Annotated in this window: 12 protein-coding genes and 1 riboswitch; of the genes, 10 read left to right on the top strand and 2 right to left on the bottom strand. The window is 65.2% G+C overall.

Going from position 1 to position 13,441, the window contains the following annotated elements:
• Positions 1-99: 99 nt before the first annotated feature.
• The 3 genes from hisS to QX034_RS06040 all read left to right on the top strand — a co-directional run bounded on the left by hisS (position 100) and on the right by QX034_RS06040 (position 2,570).
• Positions 100-1,707 (top strand): histidine--tRNA ligase, encoded by a 1,608-nt coding sequence (hisS, locus tag QX034_RS06050; protein ID WP_409977586.1) that lies wholly within the window; start codon positions 100-102, stop codon positions 1,705-1,707.
• A 144-nt stretch (positions 1,708-1,851) separates the two neighbouring features.
• Positions 1,852-2,055 carry a tautomerase family protein gene (locus tag QX034_RS06045; protein WP_315706691.1) on the top strand — a complete coding sequence of 68 codons (204 nt, stop codon included), beginning with the start codon at positions 1,852-1,854 and terminating at the stop codon, positions 2,053-2,055.
• A gap of 119 nt (positions 2,056-2,174) precedes the next feature.
• Positions 2,175-2,570 carry a thioesterase family protein gene (locus tag QX034_RS06040; RefSeq protein ID WP_315704940.1) on the top strand — a complete coding sequence of 132 codons (396 nt, stop codon included), beginning with the start codon at positions 2,175-2,177 and terminating at the stop codon, positions 2,568-2,570.
• Between the two features lie 144 nt (positions 2,571-2,714).
• On the opposite strand, the gene proC is transcribed toward QX034_RS06040, so the two are convergent.
• Positions 2,715-3,542 (bottom strand): pyrroline-5-carboxylate reductase, encoded by an 828-nt coding sequence (proC, locus tag QX034_RS06035; protein WP_315766450.1) that lies wholly within the window; start codon positions 3,540-3,542, stop codon positions 2,715-2,717.
• Positions 3,543-3,718: 176 nt separating this feature from the next.
• Positions 3,719-4,219, bottom strand: a complete 501-nt coding sequence (locus tag QX034_RS06030; protein WP_315704938.1) for a YbjN domain-containing protein — start codon at positions 4,217-4,219, stop codon at positions 3,719-3,721.
• A gap of 404 nt (positions 4,220-4,623) precedes the next feature.
• Positions 4,624-4,786: riboswitch (FMN riboswitch) on the top strand.
• 75 nt (positions 4,787-4,861) lie between these two features.
• Between QX034_RS06030 and QX034_RS06025 the strand changes: the two genes are divergently transcribed.
• The 7 genes from QX034_RS06025 (at position 4,862) to QX034_RS05995 (ending at position 13,294) form a co-directional block, all read left to right on the top strand.
• Positions 4,862-5,455 carry a 6,7-dimethyl-8-ribityllumazine synthase gene (locus QX034_RS06025; protein WP_315744036.1) on the top strand — a complete coding sequence of 198 codons (594 nt, stop codon included), beginning with the start codon at positions 4,862-4,864 and terminating at the stop codon, positions 5,453-5,455.
• Between the two features lie 138 nt (positions 5,456-5,593).
• Complete coding sequence (locus QX034_RS06020) at positions 5,594-6,817, top strand: MHYT domain-containing protein (RefSeq protein WP_315744038.1); 1,224 nt, start codon at positions 5,594-5,596, stop codon at positions 6,815-6,817.
• A 200-nt stretch (positions 6,818-7,017) separates the two neighbouring features.
• Positions 7,018-7,881 (top strand): xanthine dehydrogenase family protein subunit M, encoded by an 864-nt coding sequence (locus QX034_RS06015; RefSeq protein WP_315744040.1) that lies wholly within the window; start codon positions 7,018-7,020, stop codon positions 7,879-7,881.
• Positions 7,882-8,099: 218 nt separating this feature from the next.
• Complete coding sequence (locus tag QX034_RS06010) at positions 8,100-8,600, top strand: (2Fe-2S)-binding protein (RefSeq protein WP_315704934.1); 501 nt, start codon at positions 8,100-8,102, stop codon at positions 8,598-8,600.
• Complete coding sequence (locus tag QX034_RS06005; RefSeq protein WP_315744041.1) at positions 8,597-11,017, top strand: aerobic carbon-monoxide dehydrogenase large subunit; 2,421 nt, start codon at positions 8,597-8,599, stop codon at positions 11,015-11,017. The genes QX034_RS06010 and QX034_RS06005 overlap by 4 nt, the downstream gene beginning before the upstream one ends.
• A 202-nt stretch (positions 11,018-11,219) precedes the next feature.
• Entirely contained in the window at positions 11,220-12,089 is an 870-nt protein-coding gene (locus QX034_RS06000; protein ID WP_315769562.1) for a MoxR family ATPase, read from the top strand.
• Entirely contained in the window at positions 12,086-13,294 is a 1,209-nt protein-coding gene (locus QX034_RS05995) for a VWA domain-containing protein (protein ID WP_315769563.1), read from the top strand. Before QX034_RS06000 ends, QX034_RS05995 begins: the two co-directional genes overlap by 4 nt.
• Positions 13,295-13,441 lie beyond the last annotated feature (147 nt).

The raw sequence follows: 13,441 nt of genomic DNA, 5'->3' as shown, positions 1-13,441 counted from the left end.
CCCCACCCCAACCCCTCCCCCGCAAGTGGGGAGGGAGCGCACCGCATGCGCGGCGATCGGGGGCTCTCGCCACATGTGAGCAGCTCGCAGCACTGAAGCATGTCAGCGGCGGTTGCCGCCTTGTGCGACGGCTGCTACCAAGCCGCCATGTCCGACAAACCCAAGAAACCCCAGAAGCTGAAGGCGCGGCTGCCGCGCGGGCTGGAGGATCGCGGTCCCGCCGCGATCGCGGCCACGCGCGAGATGGTCGAGAAGATCCGCGCCGTCTATGAGCGCTACGGTTTCGAGCCGGTGGAGACGCCGGCGTTCGAATACACCGACGCGCTCGGCAAATTCCTGCCCGACCAGGACCGTCCCAACGAGGGCGTGTTCTCGTTCCAGGACGATGACGAGCAGTGGATCTCGCTGCGCTACGATCTCACCGCGCCGCTCGCGCGCTACGTCGCCGAGAATTTCGATCACCTGCCGAAGCCGTATCGGTCTTATCGGGCCGGTTACGTATTCCGCAATGAGAAGCCGGGCCCCGGCCGTTTCCGCCAGTTCATGCAGTTCGATGCCGATACGGTGGGGTCGGGTTCGCCCGCGGCGGACGCCGAAATGTGCATGATGGCGGCCGACACGATGGAGGCGCTGGGCATTCCGCGCGGCTCTTATGTCGTGAAGGTCAACAACCGCAAGGTGCTCGATGGCGTGATGGAGGCGATCGGCATCGGCGGCGAAGAGCATGCAGGACGCCGGCTCACAGTCCTGCGCGCGATCGACAAGGCCGACAAGTTTCCGATCGCGGAAATCAGGAAGCTGCTCGGTGAAGGCCGCTGGGATGGCGGTGAGGTCGGCAAGGGCGACTTCACCAAGGGCGCGGGTCTCGACAACAACCAGATCGAGGCGCTGCTGGCCTTTTTTGAGATGAAGGTGGCTCAGCCGGCGTTTCAAAACGACGAGCAGGATTTGCAGTTCAATGCAACGGTGCTGGGCTCGGTCGCCCAGCGGAAATTGTTCATGTCGTCCGCGGCCTATGCCGACGGCATCAATGAACTGACTGAGATCGCGAAACTCTGCAGTGCGGCTGGCTACGGCTACAGCCGCGTTCGCATCGAGCCCTCCGTCGTCCGCGGCCTCGAATACTACACGGGCCCGGTCTACGAGGTCGAACTGCTGCTCGACACCAAGGACGAGAAGGGACGGCCGGTGCGGTTCGGTTCGGTCGGCGGCGGCGGGCGCTACGATGGCCTCGTCTCGCGCTTTCGCGGCGAGCCGGTCCCCGCGACCGGCTTCTCCATCGGCGTGTCGCGGCTGCAGGCGGCGCTGACGATGCTGGGCAAGCTCGACACGCGCCCGGCGTTCGGACCTGTGGTCGTCACTGTGTTCGACCGCGATCGCGTCGCCGATTATCAAGCCATGGTCTCGCAGCTACGCAATCACGGCATCCGCGCCGAGCTCTATCTCGGCAATCCCAAGAACATGGGCAACCAGCTCAAATATGCCGACCGCCGCAACGCGCCCTGCGTCATCATCCAGGGTTCGGATGAGAAGGCGCGCGGCGAGGTGCAGATCAAGGATCTGATCGAGGGCGCCAAGGCGGCGGCCGCGATCGCCTCCAACCAGGAATGGCGCGAGAGCCGGCCGGCGCAGTTCTCCTGCAAGGAGGACGAGCTCGTTGCCGGCGTGCGCGAGGTGCTCGCGAGGCATGATGTGAACTGGGGGTAGGCATTCCGCTCTGCTGTCATGCCCGGCCTTGTGCCGGGCATCCACGTCTTGTTTGATAGGCCCAACGTGGATGGCCGGGACATTCAGGGCGAAGACGCGCTTCGCGCTTTTGCTCGGCCAGAACGAAACAGCAGGGAGCAATGCATGCCCGAGATCACCGTGAACATGGCCGCTGGCCGCACCGACGAGCAGAAGGCTGGCATGATGCGCGACATCACCAAGGCGCTGGTGACGCATCTCGGCGTCGATGCAGAAGCCGTGGTGATCCAGATCAACGAGGCGCCGCTCTCCCACAAGATGAAGGGCGGCAAGACCTTCGTCGAACGCGCGGCCGAGTTAAAGAAATAGGTCATAGCGTCATTCCGGGGCGCGCGTAGCGCGAACCCGGAATCTCGAGCTATCATCTCTGGATTCCGGGTTCGCTCGCTATTGGCGAGCGCCCGGAATGACGAAAGCTGGGGCCCGACATGGACGCACGCGACATCATCAAAGTCGGCCTGAGCGCCGAGCGCATCCTGATCGTGCCGCCGGAGCGCACGGTCGGGCATTTTGTGCCGCACATGCCCATGGTTTATGCGACGCCGATGATGATCCTGGAAATGGAGATGACCTCGGGTGACGCGATCAAGGCCAGCCTGCCGGAGGGCTGGGTCACGGTCGGCACCGAGGTCGACATCAAGCATCTGGCGGCCGCGCCGGTCGGTGCCACCATCCGCACCACGGCCGAAGTGATCGAGGTCGAGCGGCGCGTGATCCGGTTTGCGGTCGCCGCATTCCACGGCGATCTCAAGATCGGCGAGGGCCGGCACGGCCGCGGGCTCGTCAATGTCGCGCAGTTCAAGAAGCGGTTTGGTGTGCCGTAGCGGCTACGACGAAGCCGTCATTCGAGGCGCGTAAGCGCCGAAGCAATCCAGGCTCTGTCCGCGCCTCATGCCTGGATTGCTTCGCGGAGCTCGTCATCCGGCCGCGCTTCGCGCGGACCGGGCGGCTCGCAACGACGGAAACTCCTACTTCGCCAATTCCTTGGACCGCGCCGCGGCGGCGGCCACCGCGCGCGTCAGCAGCGGGCCAAATCCGTCCGCGCCCATCAGCACCGCCAGCGCCGCGGCCGTGGTGCCGCCGGGCGAGGTCACGTTCTGGCGCAAGGTCGCCGCTGACAGCTCCGAGCGATGCAGCAATTCGCCCGCGCCCGACACCGTGTCGCGCGCGAGTTTCGTTGCCAGCGCTTCCGGCAGGCCAGCCGCGACACCGGCCCGCGCGAGCTCCTCGGCGAGCAGGAAGACGTAGGCCGGTCCCGAGCCCGATACGGCCGTCACAGCGTCCATCAGGGCTTCGTCATCGACCCATTCGACCGCGCCGGTGGCGCGCAGCAAGGCGTCGGCGATGGCGCGCTGTGCGGTGCTGACGTCGGGGGCCGGCACCGCGACCGTGATGCCGCGACCGATTGCGGCCGGCGTGTTCGGCATCGCCCGGACCACGGCGCCGCCCACGACCTCCTGGAGCGCGGCGATGGTGGTGCCGGCCATGATCGAGACCACCAGCGTCGACGCGCCCACGCAACGTTTCAGCGTCGGGCCGGCCTCGCGGAACATCTGCGGCTTCACCGCGATCACCAGCGTCTCCGCCTCCGGCGCTTCAGCCGGATTGAGCCGCACGCCCCTGGTCGCGAGCGCGCCGATCTCGGCTGACGGCATCGGATCGATCACCACCACGCGCGACGGATCGAGGCCTTGCGAAAGCCAGCCGGTCAGCATCGCGCCGCCCATCTTGCCGGCCCCGGCGAGTGCGATGGTGCCGGTGATGTTTTGGAGCTTATTGTTGTTCACTGTTGTCACCGCACAAAAGCTGTCGTCCCGGCCTTGAGCCGGGATCCATAACCCACCGCGGTTTTAGTGGAGCGATGGCAGAGCGACAAGCAGCTTGCCTGAACGGAGAGGTCACGCGTTATGGGTCCCGACGTGCGCCGGGACGACACCGAATTTGAGGCGGCAGCGATCCGCCGTTGTTTGCCTTACGCCTCGCCCTCGGTGTCGAACAGCGCCGCAGCCATGGCTTCCTGCGTCGACTTGCCCGCCCAGACCACGAATTGGAACGCCGGGTAATAGCGCTCGCAGGCATGGATCGCGCCCTCGAGCATGCTGGCGCATTGCTGTTCCGAAGCGGTGATGCCGCCGGGCAGCACCAGCGCCTGGCGGTGCATCACCATGCCGGTGTGGGTCCAGATATCGAAATGGCCAAGCCAGAGCTGCTCGTTGATCGCACCGATCAGCCGCTGCACTTCCGCGCGCCGGTTTTCCGGAATCTTCATGTCGAAGGCGCAAGCGAGATGCAGCGCCTCGATCTCGGCCATCCAGGTGAACGAGATCTGATAGTCCGTCCACTGCCCCCTGGAGGCGATGGTTACTTCATCGATGCCGGAGCGTTCGAACGCCCAGTTGTTATCCGCGGCGATGGTCTCGACCACGGTCAGCGGATCGTTTCCGGAATCGATGATGCCTTCGAGCAGGGACATGCCGTCTCGACCTCTGTCTTCTTGATCTGGGTGGTACTCACGCGGCGACCCGGCCCGCGCCGTTGGAGGCGCAGTCGCAACCGGCTTGCAGTCCCGGAGGAACCCCGGGCGTTGCGCGAACAAACTGATGTGATTTGCTGAATCCGCGCAACTGCACGCTGAATCCGTCCACAGCCAAACCCTATTTCGTCCACAGCTCATCAAGCGGTGGACTTCATGGCCGTGAACAAAACGGAATCGGATTCGGGGGGCGCGCTCGGCCTCAGCGACTTGATTCTGGCATTCGGGATTCGGCGGAGGCCGAGCCGGGACTGCATGGCCGGTGGTCGAATTTTGCCGGTCAGGGAACTTGTCGGGCTGCTCGCCGCCCGGCATAGTTCGAGCGGGCCGTCCAGCCGGGCGGTCCATGTTCTCAGGGCGGGGTGGAATTCCCCACCGGCGGTAAGGGCCTTCCTGGAAGCGTCCAAGCCCGCGAGCGCCCTGTCCGTTCTCGCGATCGGGCAGGGGTCAGCAGATTCGGTGCGACTCCGAAGCCGACGGTCACAGTCCGGATGAAAGAGAACGGGTCCCGGCACCCCGCGCATGCGCGTGGGGGCGTCGTCGTTCCGTATGCCCTGATTCTGGTCTCAAACGAGGACAACCATGAATCAGATGTTGCAAGACCCCCAAGCTGATATCGAAACCGAAGCCTCTCCGCAGGCCGCCGTGCCGGTGGAGCCAAGCCCGCCTGACGAGGCGCCGCCTACGCCCTCGCATCCGCGGTTTGCCAAGCCGCAGCGCGTCGCCTTCGTGCAGTCGGCTTGGCACCGCGACGTCGTCGCCGAATGCCGCATCGCCTTTCTCGACGAGATCGAGGCGCGGCATATCGCACGCGAGCGCGTCGACATCTTCGAGGTGCCGGGCTCCTTCGAGATCCCGCTGCATGCGCAGCTGCTGGCCAAGACGCGCCGCTACACCGCGATCGTTGCGGCCGGGCTGGTCGTCGATGGCGGCATCTACCGCCACGAATTCGTCGCCGATACCGTGATCAAGGCGCTGATGGATGTGCAGTTGCGAACGGAAGTGCCGGTGTTTTCGGCGGTGCTGACGCCGCAGCAATTCCACGAGACGCAGGCGCATTTCGAGTTCTTCCGCAAGCATTTTGCGGTCAAGGGCGGGGAAGTCGCCGAAGCCTGCGCCAACACGCTGCTGAGTTTGGAGCGGCTGCGCAGCCAGGTCGCGGCGGGGATCGTGTAACGCAATCGCGGACGGGTGTGATCTGTGATCAGGCCCGTCCGCGTCGGCTATCCACGCATTGTTTGCCATCGTGCTCGCCACCTCTATAACATCGGCGGTGGGAGGACGTCGGCCCGTGGCGACGGGTCGGCAAGCATCATGTTCGACGGACACGATCCCTTTCTGGTCGCGCTGTCGGTGGCAATCGCGATTCTGGGCGGCTACACCGGCTTCAGCCTGACCGCGCGCATCCGCGAGGCCGCGGGCGTGAACCGCCGCGTGCTGCTGTCCGGCGCCGCGGCCTTTCTCGCCGTTGGCATCTGGACCATGCATTTCGTCGGCGTCATGGCCGCACCGCTCCCGGCTGATGCCACCTACCTCATGCTGCCGACCGTCACCTCGTTCCTGATCTGCGCGCTGGTCGTCGGCATCTCGCTCTTCTTCGTCAGCATCGGCGAGCGGGGACCGGAGCGGATCATTCCTTCCGCCGTGCTGCTCGGCACCGGCATCGCCAGCATGCATTATGTCGGCATCCACGGCCTGTCGGGAAACTTCGCCATCACGCATGATCCGCCGATGGTGCTCCTGTCGGTCGCGATCGCGATGCTCGCTGCCTATGGCGGCTTGCGGATCTTTCTGGCGCGGCAGGACGGCCTGCGGCTCGCGGCAAGCGCGATCGCCTTCGGCATCGCCGTCTCCGGCATGCACTATACCGCGATGCTCGGCATGCATTTCGTGCCGCTCACGGCGGACGTTCATCACCATGGTGTCGCGGGCCTCGCTGCGTCGCAGCAGGTGCTGTCGATCGTGGTGTCTGTGCTGTGCTTCGTCATCGCGGCCGGGTTTCTGCTCTCCCTGGTGCCGGACGCGCGGCGGCAGGTCGAAGCCACTTCGGACGAACCAGCCCATCTGGAGCCGGAGAGGGCAGAGGACCTGGCTTCGGCCCCGCCCGAAGAAGCCGAGCCGATCCTTCCGACCAGTGCGCGCATGATGCCGGCGGCGCCGCTGGGCGGCCTCGGCCAGCCGCCGCGCGTTGCGGCGTCCCGGCTTCCGATCGAGGGTGCCAACGGCACCCATTTCATCGACGCCGCCGAGGTCCGCAGCGTCCGTGCCGATGCTCATTATACGAGGGTGCACGACGGCATGCGCGAGCGCATGTGCCCATGGTCGATCTCGGAGGCCGAAGCGCAACTCGATCCCAGCCTGTTCGTTCGTGTGCACCGCAGTCACATCGTCGCGATCTCGCATGTCTGCTTCGTGGGCAAGGACGGCGACGGCGCCATCATCGAACTCGACGGACCCGCGCCGCATCGCGTCCCCGTTAGCCGCGCCAAGATCGCCGAGGTCAAATCGCGCCTCGGGCTCGTGCGGCGGCAGGCATGATAGGTCGCACACGCTGACGCAGTTCGTGCGCTGCGGCCCGCAATTCGTGTGAATTGAGCCGCATTCGTGCCGGGCGCGTTGCGCCCGGCTCATTCTCGGACAAGCCTTCTCCCAACACGACGCGCCTCTTCTCTTCGCGGCTGCAACTTCGCGATTGCGGCAAGAGACGCGGCGAAAAATCAGAACAGGGAGGACAGCGGATGATTCCTGGTCCGTTCAGCTATCACCGGCCCGAGAGCGTGGCCGATGCGGTCAAGCTGCTCGCAGGTCTGGGCGACGAAGCCCGGCCGCTCGCCGGCGGCCATAGTCTCGTCCCGATGATGAAGCTCAGGCTCGCCACGCCGGCGCACCTGATCGATCTGCATGGCCTGTCCGAATTGAAATTCATCCGCCGCGACGGCAATCGCATCCGCATCGGCGCGATGACGACGCAACACGACCTGCTCACGTCCGACGAGATCCGTGCGAACCTGCCGATCCTGCAGGAGGCCGCCGCCCTGATCGCAGATCCCCAGGTGCGTTATCGCGGCACGCTGGGCGGCAATGTCGCCAATGGCGATCCCGGCAATGACATGCCGGCCCTGATGATGGCGCTGGGCGCAGGCTACAGGCTCGAAGGGCCCGGCGGGGCACGCGAGATCGCCGCCACCGAGTTCTATCAGGGCGCCTATTTCACTTCGCTCGAGCCCGGCGAGCTGTTGACGGAAATCTCCGTTCCTCTTCCGCCGGCCGGCCATGGCTATGCCTATGAGAAGCTGAAACGGAAAGTGGGCGATTACGCGACCGCCGCCGCCGCCGTGGTGCTGACAATGGCAAACGGCAAAGTCGCAGCCTGCGCGATTGGCCTGACCAATCTGCACGAGACGCCGCTGCTCGCGACCGATGCCGCCAACGCAGTGATCGGCACGGCGCTCGATCCGGCCGCGTTGAATGCGGCGGCCGACGCGGCGCGCGCCATCATGGCGCCGGCGGCCGATGCGCGCGGCCCAGTCGAATACCGCAAACATGTCGGCGGCATCATGGTGATCCGCGCGCTGCAGCGGGCAGCGCAACGCGCGAAGTGACGATCTGCTTTTCGGAGTGAAGCCGCCGCGAGCGCGGTCGTCTCCCTCCCTCTTGCGGGGAAGGGGCGGGGTGGGGGGAGCCCCAAGCGGCTCTGTCGCCGTGGACCCCCAACCCCTCCCCGCTGCCGACAATCGCTTCGCGATTGCGGCGTGGGGGGAGCAAACCGATGCCGTAGCCTCAGTGAGACCGATCCACAATTTCTTGAGGAAGCGAACCAATGCCCAAAACCCACGTCACGATGACAGTGAACGGCAGCGAGGTCGAAGGCCTCGTCGAGCCGCGCACGCTGCTGGTGCATTTCCTGCGCGAGCAGGCGCTGCTGACCGGCACGCATATTGGTTGCGAAACCACCCATTGCGGCGCCTGCACCGTCGACATCGACGGCATGAGCGTGAAGAGCTGCACGATGTTCGCGGTCCAGGCGCAGGGGACCGAGATCACCACGATCGAAGGCATGGCGAATGCCGACGGGACATTGTCGCCACTGCAGGAAGGCTTTCGCATGATGCACGGCCTGCAATGCGGCTTCTGCACGCCCGGCATGATCGTGCGCGCCCACCGGCTTCTGCAGGAAAATCCGTCGCCCACCGAAGAGGAAATCCGCGCCGGCATCTCCGGCAACATCTGCCGCTGCACCGGTTACCAGAACATCGTCAGGGCGATTCAATACGCCGCCGCCAAGATCAATGGCGTGGAATTCAAGGAGGCCGCCGAATGAACGACATGACTCCCACGCGGGAACAACGCGAAGCGGCGCTCGAAGGCATGGGCTGCAAGCGCAAGCGCGTCGAGGACATCCGCTTCACGCAAGGCAAGGGCAACTATGTCGACGACGTCAAGCTGCCGGGCATGCTGCACGGCGACTTCGTCCGCTCCCCGCATGCGCATGCGCGGGTGAAGTCGATCAACACCGAGGAGGCGCTGAAGGTGCCCGGCGTGCTCGCGGTCATCACCGCCGAGACGCTCAAGACGGTCAATCTCGCCTGGATGCCGACCTTGGCTGGCGACGTGCAGATGGTGCTCGCCGACGGCAAGGTGCTGTTCCAGAACCAGGAGGTTGCCTTCGTCGTCGCGACCGACCGCTATGCGGCGGACGATGGGGTCTGCAAGGTCGTGGTGGAATACGAGCCGCTGCCGGTGCTGATCGATCCGTTCAAGGCGATGGACCCCGACGCGCCGGTGCTGCGCGAGGATCTCGCCGGCAAGACGTCCGGCGCCCACGGCCCGCGCAAGCATCACAACCACATCTTCGAATGGAGCGTCGGCGACAAGGAGCTGACGGACGCAGCCTTCAACAAGGCCGAGGTCACGATCAAGGAGATGATCTCCTATCACCGCACCCATCCGTCGCCGCTGGAGACCTGCCAGTGCGTCTGCTCGTTCGACAAGATCAAGGGCGAACTGACGATCTGGGGCACCTTCCAGGCGCCGCATGTCATCCGCACGGTGGTGTCGCTGATCGCCAAGCTGCCGGAGCAGAAGATCCACGTGATCGCGCCCGACATCGGCGGCGGCTTCGGCAACAAGGTCGGCGCCTATCCGGGCTATATCTGCGCGGCGGTGGCCTCGATCGTCACCGGCAAGCCGGTGAAATGGGTCGAGGACCGCATCGAAAACCTGACCGCGACCGCGTTCGCACGCGACTATCACATGACGGCCGAAATCGCCGCGACGAAGGAGGGCAGGGTCACCGGCCTGCGTGTTCACGTGCTTGCCGATCACGGCGGCTTCGACGCCTGCGCCGATCCGTCGAAATGGCCGGCCGGCTTTTTCAACATCGTGACGGGATCGTATGACTTCCCGGTCGCGCATCTTGCGGTCGACGGCGTCTATACCAACAAGGCTCCGGGCGGCGTGGCCTACCGTTGCTCGTTCCGCGTTACGGAGGCTGCCTATTGCATCGAGCGCGCGATGGATATCCTGGCGCAGAAGCTCGGCATGGATCCGGCCGAATTGCGCCTGAAGAACTTCGTCAAGCCGGAGCAATTTCCGTATCATTCGGCGCTGGGCTGGGAGTACGATTCCGGCGACTACCACACCGCCATGCGCAAGATGATGGAGAGTGTGGATTACGCCGGCCTCCGCAAGGAGCAGGCTGAGAAGCGCGCGGCCTTCAAGCGCGGCGAGACCCGCGAGATCATGGGGCTCGGCATCTCCTTCTTCACCGAGATCGTCGGCGCCGGCCCATCGAAGAACTGCGACATCCTGGGCATCGCGATGTTCGATTCCTGCGAGATCCGCCTGCATCCAACCGGTGCGGGGATCGCACGGATGGGCACCAAGAGCCAGGGCCAGGGCCACGAGACCACCTGGGCACAGATCATCGCCACCGAAATCGGCATTCCCGCCGACAACATCATGGTCGAGGAGGGCAACACCGATACCGCGCCTTACGGCCTCGGCACTTACGGTTCGCGCTCGACGCCGGTCGCGGGTGCCGCGATCGCGATGGCCGCGCGGAAAATCAAGGCCAAGGCGCAGATGATCGCTGCCTACAAGCTCGAGGTTCACGAGGACGATCTCGAATGGGACATCGACGGCTTCCGCGTCAAGGGACTGCCGGAGAAGGTGATGTCGATGAAGGACATCTGCTGGGCGGCGTATAATTCCGTGCCGCCGGGCATGGAGCCGGGGCTGGAGGCGGTCTCGTATTATGATCCGCCCAATATGACCTATCCTTTCGGCGCCTATCTCTGTGTGATGGATATCGACGTCGACACCGGCGTCTACAAGATCAGACGCTTCTATGCGCTGGACGATTGCGGCACCCGCATCAATCCGATGATCATCGAAGGGCAGGTGCATGGCGGCCTCACCGAAGCTTTCGCGATCGCGATGGGCCAGGAGATCCGCTACGACGAGGGCGGCAATGTCGTCACCGGCTCGTTCATGGACTTCTTCATGCCGACCGCGGTGGAAACCCCGCATTGGGAAACCGACTTCACGGTCACGCCGTCGCCGCATCACCCGATCGGCGCCAAGGGGGTCGGCGAAAGCCCGAATGTCGGCGGCGTGCCGGCGTTCTCCAATGCGGTCAACGATGCCTTCTCGTTCTTAGGGTCGACGCATATCCAGATGCCGCACGATTTCTGGCGCAACTGGAAGGCGGCGAAGAAGCTGGGCGTGGTGGCGTGATGGCCCGTCCTTGCGAGGAGCAGCTCGTGATGCGTCAGCTTCGCTCTCTTGCAGAAGTGCCTCTACTCCCCTCCCCCTTGCGGGGAGGGGTCGGGGGTGGGGGTCTCCAAGCACACTGCCTGCTGGGTACCCCCCTCCCTAACCCTCCCCCGCAAGGGGGGAGGGAACGTGCTTCCGTTGTCGCTACAAATAAGTTTCGGCAATGAAAACCCGAGACCAGATTGCGGAACAACTCGCCGCCTGCGGCTACATCGCCGACAGCGAGCTCACGATCGCAATCTCGCTGATGCAGCTGTTGAAGCGTCCGCTGCTGCTCGAAGGCGAGGCGGGCGTCGGCAAGACGGAAGTGGCCAAGGCATTGGCCTGCGTGCACGCGACCGAGCTGATCCGACTGCAATGCTACGAAGGGCTCGACCAGTCCCAGGCGCTGTACGAGTGGAACTACCAGCGCCAGCTGCTTGCGATCGAGGCGCATCGCGGCCATGCCGACGAGATCGAGGACCAGATCTTCTCGGAAAAATATCTGCTGGAGCGGCCTCTGCTTGCCGCGATCCGGCGCGCCACGCCGCCGGTGCTCTTGATCGACGAGATCGACCGCGCCGACGACGAGTTCGAGGCGTTCCTGCTGGAGCTGCTCTCCGACTTCCAGGTCTCGATCCCTGAGCTCGGCACCATCAAGGCGACGTCGATCCCGCACGTGGTGCTGACCTCGAACGGCACCCGTGAGCTCTCCGATGCACTGCGCCGGCGCTGCCTCTACCATTATGTCGATTATCCCGACGTCGATCGCGAGGCCCGCATTATCCTGGCGCGGATCGACGGCGCATCGGCGCAGCTGTCGCTGCAGATCGCGCGCATGGTGGAATCGATCCGAAAGGAAGAGCTGCGCAAGGTGCCGGGCGTCGCCGAGACGCTCGACTGGGCGGCCGCGCTGGTCGGTCTCGACGTGCATGATCTCAAGGACCAGCCCGAGATCGTGCAGGAGACGCTGATGTGCCTGCTCAAGACCCATGAAGATCGCGCCCGGATCACGCGTGAGGTCTCGGCGCGCCTACTGGGGAAGGTCGCATGAGCTGCTGCGGTCCCACGCCAGATGCCGACGACATGAGCGCGGCCACGCGACTGATCGCGATCCGTCTTTCGGCGTTCTTGAAGACCCTGCGCGATAACGGCTTTGCCGTGGGCCTCGCCGAAGGCCGGGATACCGCGACCATCTTGACGTCCGGTTACGCGCAGAAGCCGGGCTTGCTTCGTTCGGCCCTGAAACACCTGCTCTCGGCGCGCAAGAGCGAATGGGACCGGTTCGACGGCCTGTTCGATGCATTCTGGCTGAACATGCGCGTGCGGTCGCGCTCGTTGATATCCGGATCGTCGAAGGCGGCGAACAGCCCATCCCTGAAGAGCTTGCTGGATGCAGATGACAGGCGCGGCACACCGCAATCGGCGACCGATCAGGTGCCGTCGTCGGACGACGCGCCGCAGGAGGCAGGTGGTGAAGGGCGCAGCGAGGGCGCCTCGCGCGTCGACAATCTTGCCGAGGTCGATTTCCGCAAGCTGTCCGATCCGGATCAGATGGCGCGGGCGCACGAGGCGGCCGCGCGGCTCGCGAAGGCCATGCGCACGGGGCTGACCCGCCGTGATCAGCTGACGAAGAAGGGCCAGCGGCTCGATCTGCGCCGCACTATCCATCGCAATATCAGTCATGGCGGCGTGCCGATCACGCTCGTGCATCGCCGCCGCAAGCACAAGCCGCTGCGGCTCGTCGTGCTGCTTGACGCCTCCGGCTCGATGAGCATGTACACGGCGGTGTTCCTGCGCTTCATCCATGGCGTGCTCGACGAATTTCGCGAGGCCGAGGCGTTCCTGTTCCACACGCGGCTGGTCCACGTCTCCGATGCGATGAAGGACAAGGATGCGGCGCGCGCGCTCGATCGTCTCTCGATGATGGCGCAGGGAGCGGGTGGCGGCACCAGGATCGGCGAGAGCCTCCAGACTTTCAACCGCTGGCACGCGACGCGCGTCATCCATTCGCGTAGCTGTGTGATGATCGTGTCCGACGGCTACGAGACCGGCGATGCTGCTCTGCTGGGACGGGAGATGGCGCAGCTGGCGCGGCGCTGCCGCCGCATCGTCTGGCTCAATCCGATGGCGGGCTGGCAGGGCTACGCGCCGGAGGCCAAGGGCATCCAAGCGGCGCTGCCTCATGTCGATCTCTATGCGCCGGCGCACACGCTCGCGTCGCTCGCGGCGCTGGAGCCATATCTGGCGAGGTTGTGATGATGGTGAGCCGGGTTGAAGCGAGACTGAGCCGAACTGGTAGCCCGAAGGCAGTATGCTCCCTCCCCCCTTGTGGGGGAGGGCTGGGGAGGGGGGCCTCCAGGCAGATCGCCCGTGGCTTACCCTCCTCCCTAACCCTCCCCCACA

This window comes from Bradyrhizobium sp. SZCCHNR3119, from assembly GCF_032487775.1.
GTDB lineage: Bacteria > Pseudomonadota > Alphaproteobacteria > Rhizobiales > Xanthobacteraceae > Bradyrhizobium.
Note: the sequence above shows the minus strand (reverse complement) of the source record. Positions and strands in the feature narration are given on the sequence as shown.

Excerpts from the sequence above, each read along its gene's own strand:
- QX034_RS05995 (WP_315769563.1), top strand. The coding sequence starts at position 12,086 with ATGAGCTGCTGCGGTCCCACGCCAGATGCCGACGACATGAGCGCGGCC.
- QX034_RS06020 (WP_315744038.1), top strand. The coding sequence starts at position 5,594 with ATGTTCGACGGACACGATCCCTTTCTGGTCGCGCTGTCGGTGGCAATC.
- QX034_RS06045 (WP_315706691.1), top strand. The coding sequence starts at position 1,852 with ATGCCCGAGATCACCGTGAACATGGCCGCTGGCCGCACCGACGAGCAG.
- QX034_RS06000 (WP_315769562.1), top strand. The coding sequence starts at position 11,220 with ATGAAAACCCGAGACCAGATTGCGGAACAACTCGCCGCCTGCGGCTAC.
- QX034_RS06005 (WP_315744041.1), top strand. The coding sequence starts at position 8,597 with ATGAACGACATGACTCCCACGCGGGAACAACGCGAAGCGGCGCTCGAA.
- QX034_RS06010 (WP_315704934.1), top strand. The coding sequence starts at position 8,100 with ATGCCCAAAACCCACGTCACGATGACAGTGAACGGCAGCGAGGTCGAA.
- QX034_RS06015 (WP_315744040.1), top strand. The coding sequence starts at position 7,018 with ATGATTCCTGGTCCGTTCAGCTATCACCGGCCCGAGAGCGTGGCCGAT.
- hisS (WP_409977586.1), top strand. The coding sequence starts at position 100 with ATGTCAGCGGCGGTTGCCGCCTTGTGCGACGGCTGCTACCAAGCCGCC.
- QX034_RS06030 (WP_315704938.1), bottom strand. The coding sequence starts at position 4,219 with ATGTCCCTGCTCGAAGGCATCATCGATTCCGGAAACGATCCGCTGACC.
- QX034_RS06040 (WP_315704940.1), top strand. The coding sequence starts at position 2,175 with ATGGACGCACGCGACATCATCAAAGTCGGCCTGAGCGCCGAGCGCATC.
- QX034_RS06025 (WP_315744036.1), top strand. The coding sequence starts at position 4,862 with ATGAATCAGATGTTGCAAGACCCCCAAGCTGATATCGAAACCGAAGCC.